At 60.7% G+C, this 14,358-nt stretch carries 12 protein-coding genes and 1 pseudogene; 1 reads left to right on the forward strand and 12 read right to left on the reverse strand.

The features are described 5' to 3' along the window. The first annotated feature begins 215 nt into the window (after positions 1-215). Complete coding sequence (locus tag L0A91_RS19730) at positions 216-485, forward strand: Rv3235 family protein (RefSeq protein ID WP_397333858.1); 270 nt, start codon at positions 216-218, stop codon at positions 483-485. Between the two features lie 66 nt (positions 486-551). Here the strand turns inward: L0A91_RS19730 and secA are convergent. The 12 genes and pseudogenes from secA to mtrA form a co-directional block, all read right to left on the reverse strand. Further along, positions 552-3,259: pseudogene (gene secA / locus L0A91_RS06720) on the reverse strand (preprotein translocase subunit SecA). 168 nt (positions 3,260-3,427) lie between these two features. After that, entirely contained in the window at positions 3,428-6,853 is a 3,426-nt protein-coding gene (locus L0A91_RS06725) for an ExeM/NucH family extracellular endonuclease (RefSeq protein ID WP_235246327.1), read from the reverse strand. Then, the gene (locus tag L0A91_RS06730) at positions 6,850-7,254 is read right to left on the reverse strand and encodes a hypothetical protein (protein WP_235246328.1); all 405 of its coding nucleotides are present in this window, start codon (positions 7,252-7,254) and stop codon (positions 6,850-6,852) included. The genes L0A91_RS06725 and L0A91_RS06730 overlap by 4 nt, the downstream gene beginning before the upstream one ends. Positions 7,255-7,414: 160 nt before the next feature. After that, positions 7,415-8,098 carry a DNA glycosylase AlkZ-like family protein gene (locus L0A91_RS06735; protein WP_235246329.1) on the reverse strand — a complete coding sequence of 228 codons (684 nt, stop codon included), beginning with the start codon at positions 8,096-8,098 and terminating at the stop codon, positions 7,415-7,417. Continuing rightward, entirely contained in the window at positions 8,055-8,354 is a 300-nt protein-coding gene (locus tag L0A91_RS06740; protein ID WP_235246330.1) for a DNA glycosylase AlkZ-like family protein, read from the reverse strand. Before L0A91_RS06740 ends, L0A91_RS06735 begins: the two co-directional genes overlap by 44 nt. Positions 8,355-8,594: 240 nt before the next feature. Beyond that, positions 8,595-9,272: a ribosome hibernation-promoting factor, HPF/YfiA family gene (gene hpf / locus L0A91_RS06745; RefSeq protein ID WP_235246331.1), complete on the reverse strand. Its 678-nt coding sequence runs from the start codon at positions 9,270-9,272 to the stop codon at positions 8,595-8,597. Between the two features lie 130 nt (positions 9,273-9,402). Beyond that, positions 9,403-9,681 (reverse strand): ComF family protein, encoded by a 279-nt coding sequence (locus tag L0A91_RS06750; protein WP_235246332.1) that lies wholly within the window; start codon positions 9,679-9,681, stop codon positions 9,403-9,405. A gap of 11 nt (positions 9,682-9,692) precedes the next feature. Beyond that, positions 9,693-10,160 carry a ComF family protein gene (locus L0A91_RS06755; protein ID WP_235246333.1) on the reverse strand — a complete coding sequence of 156 codons (468 nt, stop codon included), beginning with the start codon at positions 10,158-10,160 and terminating at the stop codon, positions 9,693-9,695. A 94-nt stretch (positions 10,161-10,254) separates the two neighbouring features. After that, positions 10,255-12,000, reverse strand: a complete 1,746-nt coding sequence (locus L0A91_RS06760; protein WP_235246564.1) for an LpqB family beta-propeller domain-containing protein — start codon at positions 11,998-12,000, stop codon at positions 10,255-10,257. A gap of 27 nt (positions 12,001-12,027) precedes the next feature. Next, complete coding sequence (gene mtrB / locus L0A91_RS06765; RefSeq protein WP_235246334.1) at positions 12,028-13,065, reverse strand: MtrAB system histidine kinase MtrB; 1,038 nt, start codon at positions 13,063-13,065, stop codon at positions 12,028-12,030. After that, positions 13,017-13,664: a hypothetical protein gene (locus tag L0A91_RS06770; RefSeq protein ID WP_235246336.1), complete on the reverse strand. Its 648-nt coding sequence runs from the start codon at positions 13,662-13,664 to the stop codon at positions 13,017-13,019. Before L0A91_RS06770 ends, mtrB begins: the two co-directional genes overlap by 49 nt. Next, positions 13,654-14,331: an MtrAB system response regulator MtrA gene (gene mtrA / locus L0A91_RS06775; RefSeq protein ID WP_397333859.1), complete on the reverse strand. Its 678-nt coding sequence runs from the start codon at positions 14,329-14,331 to the stop codon at positions 13,654-13,656. Before mtrA ends, L0A91_RS06770 begins: the two co-directional genes overlap by 11 nt. Positions 14,332-14,358: the final 27 nt, after the last annotated feature.

A 14,358-nucleotide genomic window follows, 5' to 3' on the forward strand; every position in this document is an offset into this window, starting at 1 on the left:
CCGATGTCGACGCGCCAATAGCCGCACCCGAACCAAACGACTGGCTGCCGCGACGTCCTGAGCACGGCAATCTTGGCTACGTACAGGGCCACCTCAGCCTCGCGCACCCAGTGATCGGCGGCGACCCTCACTTTGGTCCGCAACCGACAAGGGCTTCACATCTCCCCGAGCCCCAGGCGTGGTCCCAAAATATGATTCGGGCGGCGCTCGAAGTCATGGACGGACTTCGGCCTGCTAGCCAGTTGGCACGGTGGCTGACACCGGAGGTACACGAGCGTATTTCCCGACGTGGCCTCCTGGCGCGGAGGCGCAGACAACGTCAACAACGCCCAAGCACTGTGCGCTCGGTTCACGTGTGCGAGCCGATCGACGGAGTGGCCGAAGTCGCCGCCGTCGTTGTCTTCCAAAACCGCATCAGGGCGGTGGCAATGCGAATGACCGGGGTGGATGGTCGCTGGAAAATCAGCGTGCTGCAGGTGGGCTAAGCCACCTGCAGCACGCTGATCTACAACTTGCCAGTCCTGGACTCCCGCGATGGGAGCCCTCAAGCTTTACTTGGAGCGCCGTTCAGCCCGGTTGCCCGAGTCGTTCGCCGCAGCACGAGTTTGAGTCACACCATCTTCGGAGATCCGGCGTTCGGTGACACTGCCATCACCCGACTCACTCGGCGCGGAGTAGGTCAGGGCTCGCGATCGCGCCGAGCCGGATAGGGCGGCTCCCCGGCCAGCCGCAGCGGCAGCGCTCGTCGCGTCAAGCTTGAGGCCACCATCGGCTGCAGTCTCATTGGCCTTGATCTCAGCGTGGAAGATAAAACGGACTGTCTCTTCCTTGATCGCTTCCATCATGGCCTGGAACAACTGGTAGCCCTCACGCTGGTATTCGACCAACGGCTCACGCTGAGCCATAGCTCGCAGGCCGATGCCCTCCTTGAGGTAGTCCATCTCATACAGGTGCTCGCGCCACTTGCGGTCCAAAACCTGCATCAAGACCTTGCGCTCCACTGTGCGCATGACTTCCTCGGTGAACTCTGCCTCGCGGGCGTCGTAGGCGTGGTGGGCATCAGAAGCCAACTGCTCCCGGAGCAGCTCAGCGGTTACGCCAGATTTGGAGCCCGCTAACGCCACCACCTCGTCGGCGGTCATCCCGATGGGATAGACCTGGCCTAGCTCCCTCCAGAGCTCATCCAGATCCCAGGCTTCTGCGACGCCCTGACCAGCTGAAATAGACACATAGTCCTTGACGACATCGTTGATAAACATCCGCACTTGGTCTTCGAGGTCTTCACCCTCCAAGACCGAGCGACGCTCGTCATAGATCACTTCACGCTGACGGTTCAACACATCGTCGTACTTCAAGACGTTCTTACGTGCTTCATAGTGCTGAGCCTCAACCTGTGTCTGCGCCGAGGCAATCGTCCGGCTAACCATCTTGGACTCGATCGGCACGTCATCTTCCATGCCGGCCGTCTGCATGACGCGATCGACCATGCCGGAGTTGAACAGGCGCATCAACTTGTCTTGCAGCGATAGATAGAAGCGAGTTTCGCCAGGGTCTCCCTGACGGCCAGCACGACCACGCAACTGGTTGTCGATGCGGCGAGACTCGTGACGCTCGGTGCCCAAGACATACAGGCCACCCAACTCCGTGACTTCGTCGGCGCTGGCCTTCACTGCGCGCTCGGCACGCTCCAGGGCACTGTCCCAAGCCTCTTCATACTGCTCTGGGGTTTCGTGCGGGTCTAGCCCGCGGCGCCGCAAGTCGGCAACTGCCATGAACTCTGGGTTGCCACCCAGCATGATGTCGGTGCCTCGCCCAGCCATGTTGGTGGCAACAGTGACAGCACCTTTGCGACCAGCCTCGGCAACGATGGAGGCCTCACGTTCGTGGTGCTTAGCATTCAGCACCTCGTGCGGCACTCCACGCTTGCGCAACAACTCAGAGAGGTATTCAGACTTTTCAACACTCGTCGTGCCGACCAAGACCGGCTGACCTTCTTCGTGTCGAGAGACCAGGTCCTCAACGACAGCCTTGAATTTGCCCTCTTCGGTGCGATAGACGAGGTCAGCCTTGTCCATCCGGATCATCGGCCGGTTGGTGGGGATCGTGACAACACCCACCTTGTAGATCTGGCTCAACTCGGCGGCCTCAGTCTGGGCCGTTCCGGTCATGCCCGAAAGCGTGTCGTACATACGGAAGTAGTTCTGCAGGGTGACCGTGGCCAGGGTTTGGTTTTCATTCTTGATCTCCACCCCTTCTTTGGCCTCGATGGCTTGGTGCATGCCTTCGTTATAGCGACGCCCAGCCAACATGCGGCCAGTGTGCTCATCGACGATGCGGATCTCACCGTCGACGTTGACATAGTCCTGGTTTGCCTTGAAGAGTTCCTTGGCCTTGATTGAGTTGTTCAGATAACCGATCAGGGGCGTGTTGGCGCTCTCATACAGGTTGTCGATGCCGAGGTAGTCCTCGACCTTTTCGATGCCTGACTCCAAGACGCCAACCGTCTTTTTCTTTTCGTCGACCTCATAGTCGCCGGATTCGGCCTTATCCCCATCGGCGGCGTGGCCGCGCTCCAGCATCCGGGCGATCTTGGCGAACTCGGTGTACCAACGAGTCGCCGCGTCGGCGGGGCCGGAAATGATCAATGGCGTGCGAGCCTCATCGATCAAGATCGAGTCGACCTCATCGACGATGGCGAAGTGATGACCGCGCTGGACCAGGTCTTCCATTTTGGAGGCCATGTTGTCTCGCAGGTAGTCGAAGCCAAACTCATTGTTGGTGCCGTAGGTGATGTCCTTGGCGTACTCGGCACGCCGCTGCGCCGGAGTCATCGAGCTCAAGATGCAGCCGGTCTCTAGGCCTAGTGCGCGGTGCACACGACCCATCAACTCCGCCTGATACTCGGCCAGGTAGTCGTTCACCGTGACCACATGCACCCCTTCGCCGGTCAAGGCATTGAGGTATGAGGGCAGCGTGGCCACCAGGGTCTTACCTTCACCGGTGCGCATCTCAGCGACGTTGCCCAAATGCAGCGCAGCCCCACCCATGATCTGCACGTCGTAGGGCCGCTTGCCCAAAGTGCGTCGACTGGCCTCTCGAACCGCGGCGAAAGCCTCGGGGAGAATGTCGTTGGTGGTCTCGCCGCCCGCCAGCCGCTCTTTGAACTTGTCGGTTTCTTGACGCAGCTCCTCGTCAGTGAGGCCCTCGAAGTCAGACTCGAGGGCGTTCACTGGGCCGCGATGGACTCCAAACGACGCATGGTGCGGCCTTCGCCAGCGCGGAGAATCTTCTCAAACAGTTTCGGCACGTCCCTAGGCTAAGCCCGGAAGCGTCAAAACGTGCGGATGGGGCCTGAGAAATACCTGTGAACGCACTGCGAGGCGGGTCTGGAAGAGCCAAACCCGCCTCGCCGATCATGCCTACAGCACTATCGCAGGAGTGCCTCCAACGCGTCTGCAAGCTCTGTGGTCAACGTGCTCGTGCCACCCAGCAAAATCGCCTGGTTGAAATCACCGTCGACCAAGAAGTCTGCCGTCGGGTCTGGCACTGTCATCGCACGAGAAAGCACCAATGGCGCTCCATCGTGACCGGCCAGCGCACCACCACTGAGAGCGTCAGCGAAGGTCAACCCGGAAGCAACGTAGACGATGTCGGAAGCAGGCATCTTGGCACCGACAATGGCTGCCGTTTCGTATCGATCCAGGCCAGCCATCCGATCCACGTTCCAGATTGCATCGAGTTCCAGCAACACGTTGTCGGAAATGCGCGCCTCTCCGCCCAGCAGGATGACCTCTTCGGGGTCAATCTGCTCCAACATGGCCATTGTCTCGTCTGGGACAGAACCCTCACGAGTCAACAGGATCGGGTCATCGTTGACTCCAGCCAACGGACCAACCGCGAGGGCGTCCGCAAACTCCGACCCCAGGGCGAGGTAGACGGTGTCCACATCGTCGGCGATCCAGGATTCAGCAACCTCGGCTGCCGTGTCGTATCGGTTATCGCCAGCAATACGCGAAACGTTAGCTCCCGTTGCATCTGCAATCGCCGTCTCTACGTCTCCGTTCACGGCACCGGTGCCACCCACAATGATGACTTCAGTGGCGCCGAGCTCGTTGATAGCCGTTGCAGTCACCAGCGGAAGCGAACCTGGCTTGGTCAACAGGATTGGAACGTCAGCCGAGATGGCGGCCGGGGTCGCCGCGAGCGCATCGGGATAGGTGACCCCACTGGCCACATACACCGTGTCGACCGTGCCAAATCGAGCGGCAGCCTCGGCTGCCGTCGCGTAGCGGTCATCGCCAGAGATGCGGTCCGTCAGCTCACCGGGCTCTCCACCATCATTGACCAGATCCATCCCAATCAGGACAGGGTCGTGGTCACTTGACCGGAACGGGTCCGGCGCAAAGATGGCATCTTGGGCATCAAGCTTGAATGACGTGTCGTAGTCGAGCAAGCTCACCTCATCAGCGTTGATGTTCCAAGCGGCCGAACCGGTGACCAACGGGGTCAGCGCTTCGGAGCTCATGGCGTAGTCGAGGTAACCCAACTGGCCATCGAACACGTAGGTGTAGGCCTCTTCGCCCTCAAACTGCAGCTCCAGGTCCGCGTAACCGGCAGCCTGCAACGCAGCAATCGGGTCTTCCTTGTCGTAGGAGTTGAGGTCACCAATGATCAAGGTGTTCTCACTCCCAGTGCCCGTCGGGTCGCCAGCGGCCCAGTCAGCCAAAGCCATGGCTGCGTCGGTGCGAACACCGTTGCAGTTGCCCTGACCGTTGGGGTCCTCTGGGTCGCCCACGTCATCGCACGAGCTGCCCTTGGACTTCAGGTGGTTAACCACTACGGTGACCTGGCCGCCGTTGACGTTGTCTTCAAAGGTCTGAGCCAACGCTGGGCGGTTCTTGGAGTCCAAGAACCGAGCATCGTCAGCACCGGTCAAAGTGGCGAAATTGCCTACCGGGGTCACTTCGCTCGACTTGTAGATCAATGCCGTGGTGATGGCGTCGGTGCCAACCTGACCGGTTTCGATCACCGAGTAGGTGTCAGCACCGACCTCATCGTTCAAGGCCGCCGTCAGTGTCTCCACGGCAGTGCTGTTGTTCTCGATCTCGATCAAGCCCACAACATCAGCGTCCAGGTCCGCCAATGCGGCGACGATCTTGGCCTCTTGACGATCAAACTCTCCTTGGTTGTCTGCACCGCGCTCACCGAAGGTGGTGAAGTAGTTCAGCACGTTAAAGCTAGCGACAGTCGTGCTGCCCCCGACCTCAGGAACGGCTGGACGCGCGTTGACTGCCTCATAGTCAGCAGCCTCTGTCGGCTGGATGGCCCACGCCGAGAAGCGGTAGTCCAAGATGCCAGTCGCGTTGGTGACGAGGTCTCCGCCACGGAAAATGTTGTCCAGCGTGAACTCTTCACCGTTGGGGTGAATGGCCGGGTCCGGGTTCTGCGAACTACGACCATCGTCAATCATGATCCGCTCGGCAGCGTTCGCATCAGCGATAGCGACGGCCTCGGATGAACCTGGGGCTGCGATAGCGGTCGGCTGGAACTGACGGTCAACGCCAACCTGGATCTGACCAAAGCGGCCATAGTTGAAGTACTCCAAGATCGATAGCGACTGCGGCAGCGTCATCAGCATGCCTTCGTGCTGCTCGTTGAAGTCCTCGGTGACCGGGAGGTTCATCTCCGTGGCTTCAACACTGACGGTGCCATCGACACAGATCGCTGCAGTCGCGTCGCTGATGATCGTCATACCGAAGACCTCAGCTGCGGTGCCAGTGACAATCACCTGGTCACCGGGGGCAACCTCAGTGCCGATGGTGTCAACGAAAATTGCATCGCTGGTGGCGTCGTTGTCGTCGCCCTCGTCCTGCACGTAGAAGCCGTCAAAGCCGCCGGTCTGGAAGTCGCCAGTGACAACACCTGCAACGAAGACGGTTTCGCCTTCGACGGGAGAGGTGTAGCCATCACCCTGGACCGAGCCAATTGCCACGGTCTCAGACTCACAGCTCAGCGGTGGCGGCGGGATAACCGGAGCCACATCAGTGTTCTCTAGTCCAGGCGTGTTCAGCGCTTCGCCCTCATCAAGGGTGCTGGGCGAACCATCTGGCAGGCCAGCCTTGTTGAAGTCGTTGCGCATCCAGTCAGATGCGGCGTCAGTGTCACCACCGTTGGGTATGCGTGATGCACCGCCATAGGGGAACTCGCCATCAGCCGGGAGCAGTTCAACCCCGCCGTACGTGAGGTCACCCATGTCTCCGTCGTTGGCGCCGATCGAGTCGAGGATGTCCAGGGTCACGCCGTCATCAATGACGCCGTCCTTGTCTGCGTCCAGGATGTCGGTGCTGTCGTAGTCATTGACCAGGAGGAGCGACAACGTGCCGTTCTGGAGGGTGTTGCTGGCGAGCTCATTGAGGAAGTAGCCCTCGCCGTTGGTCGTGCCTACGGGGTAACTTCCAACGACCTTGCCTTGGTTGGAGGAAGTTTCGTCGCCCTCCACCTGCAGAATCGTCAGGTTGGAGTAGTCGGTGTCTGGGTTAGCGAAGACCTCAAGGTATTCAACGTCCGCTCCGGGGGCGGTGTCCGCCGAGAACTCGTTGATGACCGGGGTCCGGGGTGCGGGAGGTGCACAGGTCGCGGTGTGGGCTCCCAGGCCATCAAAGGCATCGATGCCAGCACCGACCCATTCAACGCTGGGGTCGAAGTCATCAGTCGTGTCGGTGTCACCGGCGCAAATCGACTCCATCCGACGGATGGTGTCGTCCGCAGTGCCAATGTCACTGGAGCCCCACTCGGAGCCGGGGTCTTCGCCAATTTTGCCGAGTGAGTCAATAACGACCCCGTCGCGGTTCAAAGTGACCGCATCGTCACCGTTGAAGCTGATGTTGCCAGTCTGGTCGCTCGCAAACTCTGCCTGGCTGTTGGCGACGACGAACGTGCCTTTGCAGGGATTGTTCCTGTCAGGTTGACCGTTGCACTGGCGGTCAAGTTGCCGTTGCTGAAGACCTGGACAGTGTAGTTTTCCGCTGCCAAGTCAATGTCAGCATCGGTAGGGTTGAAGAACTCAAGGCCCTTGTTGAAACTGCTGCCTTCGACATATTCGCTGATGAAGACTTCCGCGCCGTCCGCCACCTGGGCAGGCACTGCAATAGGGGCTGCGAGCGCTGGCATGGTGCTGCCAGCTAAAACGGTGGTGGTGGACAAAGCCGCCACCCCCGCGACGGCCCATTGCCGTCTTGTTTTGGGCCCAAACATCGATTGATCTCCTTTGATCAGTGGGGACGCAAAGGCCCAGCGCAAGCCGGCCTACAGCGACCTTAGGTTGATCATCGGCAGATGAAAAGGCTTTCAGAAGAATGGCTTTAACGTGTCGCGGCTGACCTCATGCGTTACCGACGCGTTTCAGACCCATCCATTAGGCCATCAATTCCAACTCTTCGTTGAGTTCAGCCATCGCATCTCCCGGCGCCTCTGGCTCCCAGTGCACCGCCTTGACTTGTAGGACTCCGGCAGGTCGATCGGCCTTGAGGTCAACTCGGCCGACGATTCTTTCCCGCAGCAAGAACGGCAATACGTAATAGCCATAGACACGTTTGGCCGCCGGCGTGTAGATCTCCAGTCGATAGCGGAAGTCAAAGAGTTGCTCTGCCCTCGGTCGGTGCCAGACGAGGGAGTCAAACGGGCTCAGCAGGGCCCGCGCTTCAAGCTTGCGTGGGCGTTTGGCCTGCGGATCAAGCAGGTAGCGCGGGCCTGGGCCCTTCACCTCAACCTCATCCATCACACCGGCGAGCACCAACTCGTCCAGGACGCCCCTCGCCACCGGTCCACGTAGCCTGAAGTAGTCCAGCAGATCATCGGCGGTGGCGATGCCAAGGGCTTTGATCGACACTCGGAGCAGATAGTCAAAGCATTCACGATCGGTGGGCGGCGACTGCATCTGAGCCACCACATCCGCTGGCAAGACACGGCTCAACGACGAATAGAGGCGCTCAAACTGCGGCGTGCGCCCGGCCGATGTTACGGCTCCGGTGCGAAACAGAATCTCGTAGGCTTCCTTAGCCGCCGACCAGTTCCATCCCCAATGATCGCGATCGAGCAACTGAGGCGAGGTCGCGTGCCGTCATCGGCCCCAGTTGCTCGATCGCGTCACGAACGGAATCCAGTAAACCGGGGTACTTGACCGAAAAGTCATCTGCCCACACTTGATGCCGCGGCGCTGCCATCCCAAAAGTGAAGTGGAGCCAAGTCTGCGGCGGCACAAAACTCGCCTCGTGCGCCCATTGCTCCACCAGTGGGCGCGGCTGACGGCTGAGGCCAGGCGCTTGTGCCGTTCCATCCCGAAACTGGTCTAACACTGCTAGGGCAGGTAGTGGCTGCGACTAACTACGTTCACGCTGTCTATCTGAATGACGCCCAGTCGATCATTCACCCGAGACAGATGACGTCTGGACACCGATTCAGGGCGCTCGTTGGTGAAGCCCTGAGCCGCTAAAGCAATGCGAACCGCTCGTGCGCGAGAAACCGTAGCCATCCCCAGACACTAAAGCGGGCCTTCGCCAAAGAGGCGAAGACCCGCTAGAAGGGATAAGAACGGACTAACTTGCGGTCGCTGCCGCAGCGTCGACGGGAATCGGTGAACCGTCTTCACCTGTCAATCGGAGCACCCCGTAGGACCAACCACGTCGGCGGTAGACCACGCTGGGCACTCCAGAGTCAGCGTCATGGAACAAAAAGAAGTCGTGTCCCACCAACTCCATCTGGCTCAGCGCGTGGCCGACGGTCATCGGGACTGCCGTGTGCACCTTTTCGCGCAACTCAATGGGGCTGTTGCCCTCTGTGCCAAGGGCCTCGTCAACGGCTTCAGCCGGATCAGGCTCCGACTCTGGCTCGGGCGCTGGTGCCGGAAGGTCATCGATAGGTAGCCCGAAGGTGGCTTCGGCAACGGAGCTGGGTCGCTTCTTACCGGTGTGGCTAATTTGGCGCTTGTCGTGGGCGCGGCGCAAGCGTTCGGTCAGCTTGCCCATCGCGAGGTCTAGGGCGCCGTATTCGTCGTCGGCCGCCGCCTCTGCACGCACTACTGTCCGCTTCACAAAGCAGGTGATCTCCACACGCTCACTGGTCTTGGCCAGGCGCGGGTTTGCCTCGTGGGTCAACGTGACTTCCACCCGGGACACGTTGGGTGCCAGCTGGGGAATCTTGTCGAGTTTGTCTTCCAGGTGCCGCCGGAATCGGTCGGTGACGTTCATCTTGCGGCCGGTAACAGTAATGTCCATGGGTCCTCCTAGAGAGGGTTGAAATGCACTAACTGGGCTGTTTGATGCCCTCATCTCGTCTGGCCCCACCCCTGGCACGCTCGTCCGCCTGGCGCGGCTTCGGTGCTGGGTTCGTTCCCATTTGCTCACCCTAATCTGCTTCCCCGGCTTCCGATAGTGCAACTTTTTGGCGGCGTGGCGGATGCCTGCGCATAGTCGCCGCCAGGGTCGCCGCAGAAACCCGGGACACCCCGCTGGCCTGCAGCGTTAGCGCCATTTGCGTCAATGTCGATCCAGTCGTGACGACATCGTCGATGAGAATGACATCAGATTGCGCAAGCCTGTCGACCATCTTGGGCACCACTTTCATGGCCCCGGCGAGGTTCGCCGCCCGCTGGCCATGCGACAAACCCGATTGGTCGACAACCACACGTTGCAGACCTATCGCGTCGACCACTCGGGGGCAATCTTGGCGGGCACCTGGCGCATCACAGACCTGCATAAATCGGCTACTGGGCGATAACCTCGGGCTCGGACGGAGGCGGGGCTAGAGGGTGCTGGCACTAAGCAAATAGTGGAAGATTCCCGAGGCTCTAGGGCAGAGATCGCGGCGGCCAGCGCCACGCGCAGCGCAAATGCAAGGTCTTGGCCCAGATCGGGACGGCCACCGTCCTTCCACCCCACAATCACCTCGCGCAGCACGCCCTCATATTGCCCTGCGGTGAAGGTTGCGGGGAACCCGTCCGGCGCTGGGTCTGGCCGCGCGCGGGTCGCAACGACCGACTGCAAGGCAAGGCCACAGACGGCGCATAGTCGCACGCCTGCGGCGCCACATCCCGCGCAGTGAGTAGGCAACACCAGATCGAATGCACCTGCGACGCAGTCCAACAACACCTGGCGATATGACATGTGTCGAGCATGCGCTCAAACCCCGGCGCGGCGAGACACCGCATGAGGCTCTGTGGGCGAGCACCCACGGTGGCCTGCCGTGTGCACAGCCGCGCTACTTGCCTGGAACGACCAAGTCATCGCCTTCGCGATAGCTCTGCCAACCAGCGCCCTCACGCGTGAGCACGGTGCCTTCAGTTGTCACCACAAAGGCTTGCAATCCAGCCTCGGTCAGGAAACCTTGGACGCTCTGCGCGGACGGCGCCTCACCCAGCGGCTCGAGACGATCGTTCAAGGGCGCAACAAACGGCCGCACATCGGTGTCTTCAGCCCGCTTGCCCAACACCACGAGAGACTCATCGGTGGCCCAGGAGGCGTTTTCCACCGTCTCAAAGACGGCGAACTCTCGGCGCAGCGGAGCCAGGCCAATCGGTTCGCCATCGGCGTTGCGCACGATGCCGGCGATGCCGATTTCGTCTGCTCCGCCATCGGTGGGGTGGTTCAAGACCGCCACTCGGCTCCCGTCCGGCGAAACACTCAACTGGTGCAACTCAAGGTCTGGAGTCAACCACTCAGCTTCAAGGCGAGTTGGCTCCTGATCCTGACCAGCGTCAGCATCCAGCACCCACACCGCAGGAGTCGAGCCTCGGGCAGCCCCAACCCATACTGTGCCGTCTCCCACCAACTGTGGATCGGTCAGCGAGGTGCCCAGGTTGCCGAATTGTTGGGCACCATTATCGCCACGTACCCACAGGGTTTCTCGGTCTTCGTCCACGCCGGCCAGGGCGCTCAAGGATTCGTCAACAGCCAGCGCCTCCCACTTCTGTGAGACAGAAGCCGGGATCTCGATGCCTTCCACCTCAGGATCCATCTCAGCCAAAGCGTGGTCGTCAGGATTAACCAACACCAGCGACGTCTCGTTGCGCACCAGTCCGTATTCGTCCAGCGGGTCTAGTGTCTCGAAGCCGAGCGTCGCCGCTGAATCAAGAGCTTCTTGCCCACCTGGAAGCTCAAGGGGCTGCCCGTTAAGTTGCAGCACTACCTGGTCCACGCCCCCAACCTGAGTCAAGGTTTGGGTGAACTGGGCCCAGAGCATCCGCACTCGGTCTTCGTCGTCGGCTAGGCCGGGGCCACGCAGGTTCACGGTTGCCGTGCTGGTCGCCACATCGATCGGGACACCACCGGCGGCAAGGTCCATGCCCTCCACTACTCCGGTGCGCACCGCGCCATCGAGGTATGCAGGGGTCGGCTCAAGCAGGGCCCGCGCCAGTGCGGTGCTAAAGCCATCGGCCCGCGGGAACCAACGGGAGTCCGAAACAAAGATGTCCTCGGTTGCTGAGACATAGCTGATTTCAGCCTTGCGGAATTGCCGGTCAAACTCTGTCTCGGAGAGCCACAAGCCAAATCCGTCAGGCAACTCGGTGATCCGCCACTCGCCGGCGATCTGATTCAGCGTGAAAGACTCTGTCTGAGTTTCCTCGCTATCGAACTCGATGAAATTGCCATCTCCGCCCAGCACCGAATCCACCGTGATGGTCGCCTCGATGGTGCCGGAGTCAATGTTGTCGATCTCTGCCACTTGCGCATCCCCACTGCGGATCACCACGTTGCTGGTGGGCATCCACGAGACTGCCAAGTCATCGCTGAGATACTCGCGAGCCACCTCATACCCATCAGTGGAACTGCCGTTGGCCAACAGGAAGCCACGCCAAATCTCATCGGCCGGCGCACCTTCGCGCGGCAAGTCGGGCTGAGACTGAATGTCTTGGTCCGGCGCGCCCAACACAGGCTCACCGGGTTGAGGCGCGTCATACATCGGCAAACCGGCACACGCCGACAACAGCAGCACGAGTGCGACCACGGCCGCCAAAGGGCTAAATCTGCGCACTTACAACACTCCCTCGGCGGCGGTGGTCGCCAACTGAGGCGGGATCAAATCTTGCGTCTCATCCACTGGCACTGCAGCCGGCTCATCATCAATCACGATGTCTTGCGAGCGCGGCAGAATAAGCCGGAAGCAAGCGCCCTGATCCTTCAGGCCACTCACCTGCAAGTAGCCACCATGCAGACGCGCATCTTCACGTGCGATGGACAAGCCAAGCCCCGTGCCACCAGTGGTCCGAGCACGAGCCGGGTCGGCGCGCCAAAAGCGCTCAAACACGTGCTCTGCCTCGGATGGGTTCAGCCCAACACCGCGGTCGCGCACCGAGATGACCACCAACTCATCCGTCGCGCACAGCCTGACATCGACGGGCCTGCCTTCACCGTGCTCAAGCGCATTGACGATGAGGTTGCGCAGAATGCGCGCGATCCGGCGGTCATCCACCTCAACCGAGATGTGGCTCTGGGTGGATGAGATCCGCACTTCGCTGCCCGATTGCCGAGTCAACAACTCGACTGCATCGACAACCTCGTGGACGAGAGCAACAGCATCGGCTTCTTCGGCAACTAGCGTGCTGGTGCCGGAGTCATAGCGGCTGATCTCTAACAACTCCGTCAGGAGCGCCTCAAAGCGATCTAACTCGCCGTAGAGCAGCTCAGCCGAGCGAGCCACCGGTGCTGAGAAGTCACCTCGCGAAAGGTGCAGCATCTCCCCCGCCATCCGGATAGTGGTCAGCGGTGTCCGCAGCTCGTGGGAAACATCAGAGACGAACCGCTGCTGCAGGGACGAGAGGTGCTCAAGTTGGACAATCTGCTGCTGCAGGTTGTCCGCCATCGTGTTGAAGGCCAGGCCCAATTGGGCTAACTCGTCGGTGCCACGCACCGGCAGACGTTGATCCAGATCGCCGCGCGCCAGGTCGGTGCTCACTGCTGCCGCTTGGCCCACCGGCTCAGTGACCAATCGGGTTGCCAGCCACGCCACTGAGCCAATGAGCATCAACAGCAAGAATCCGCCAACCAGGAACCACCGGCTGACCAGGTCCAAATGGCCTGCTCGCGCTCCATTGGATAAATCAAGATCATGTCGTATGGCCCGGCTCGGGGGATGGACACTCTCGAGGCGACCATGACGCTGGGCACTTCAACGTTCGGCTCAGAACGAGAGGCAATGGGGTGGACATAGACCTGCTGAGCGTCTTGACCAGCAGCCAGTGCTTCACGCAGTTCGATCGGCACCGCAGGAGCGGTGATGTCACCACCCACCACGGGGGCGATCAAGGTGTCGCGATCACTGTCAATGGCGCGAGCGAGCACGACCGATCGACCATCGCCAGCCCCACCGGGGGCAACGTCGGTGATGTTCTCGACGGCTGCCGAAGACAGACTGAGGTTGTCCAACCGGTCAGTGGAGTTAAACAGGTCTTGGGCCCGCTGCACTCGAGAGGCGGCATCTGCTTGAGCGTTGTTGACTGCTTGAACAACCAAGCCCTCGGCGATGCGCTGATAGAGCACGGCACCGATGGCCGACGCCAAAAACACACCCACGACAAGCGTCGAGGTGATCACGCGCACACGCAATGAGGAGCGCCACCACCGCCTAACGCCAGCGAGGGCGCGACCAAACCGGCCGTCCTTAACTGCCACCGGCCTTGTACCCGACCCCTCGGACCGTTAAGACGATCTGCGGGTTTTCAGGGTCCTTCTCGATCTTTGACCGCAGACGCTGCACGTGGACATTCACCAAGCGGGTGTCCCCCGCGTGGCGATAGCCCCATACCTGCTCCAACAGCGACTCGCGGTCAAAAACTTGAGCTGGCTTGCTGGCCAACGCGACCAACAAATCAAACTCCAGTGGAGTCAGCGAAACTGGCTCACCGTCACGAGCCACCGAGTGACCAACCACGTCAATGACGAGGTCGCCAATGCGCAAGTCTTCGTCCTTACGGTTTTCCAACCGACGAAGGCGAGCGCGGACACGAGCCATCAATTCCTGCGGCTTAAACGGCTTCATGATGTAATCGTCGGCCCCGGCTTCGAGACCAGCGACCACATCCTGGGTGTCCGTTCGCGCCGTCAGCATGACAATCGGGACGAGCGACTCCGCCCGCAACGCCCGGCATACCTCAACGCCGCTGGTTGTTGGCAGCATCACGTCAAGCAGCACCAAGTCGGGTTGGTATTCGCGAAACATGGTCAGGGCGCGCCCACCATCAGCGCAATGGGCTACGTCGAGTTCCTCTTTGCGCAGCACGATGCCAAGCATCTCTGCCAGCGCCTGGTCATCATCGACCACGAGAACGCGCGGGTTCACCATTTCACTCAAAGTCTGAGCCGAAAG

The sequence above is a fragment of the Ornithinimicrobium sp. INDO-MA30-4 genome, assembly GCF_021535045.1.
GTDB lineage: Bacteria > Actinomycetota > Actinomycetes > Actinomycetales > Dermatophilaceae > Ornithinicoccus.

Excerpts from the sequence above, each read along its gene's own strand:
- L0A91_RS06755 (WP_235246333.1), bottom strand. The coding sequence starts at position 10,160 with ATGTCATATCGCCAGGTGTTGTTGGACTGCGTCGCAGGTGCATTCGAT.
- hpf (WP_235246331.1), bottom strand. The coding sequence starts at position 9,272 with ATGGACATTACTGTTACCGGCCGCAAGATGAACGTCACCGACCGATTC.
- L0A91_RS19730 (WP_397333858.1), top strand. The coding sequence starts at position 216 with ATGGACGGACTTCGGCCTGCTAGCCAGTTGGCACGGTGGCTGACACCG.
- L0A91_RS06730 (WP_235246328.1), bottom strand. The coding sequence starts at position 7,254 with ATGTTTGGGCCCAAAACAAGACGGCAATGGGCCGTCGCGGGGGTGGCG.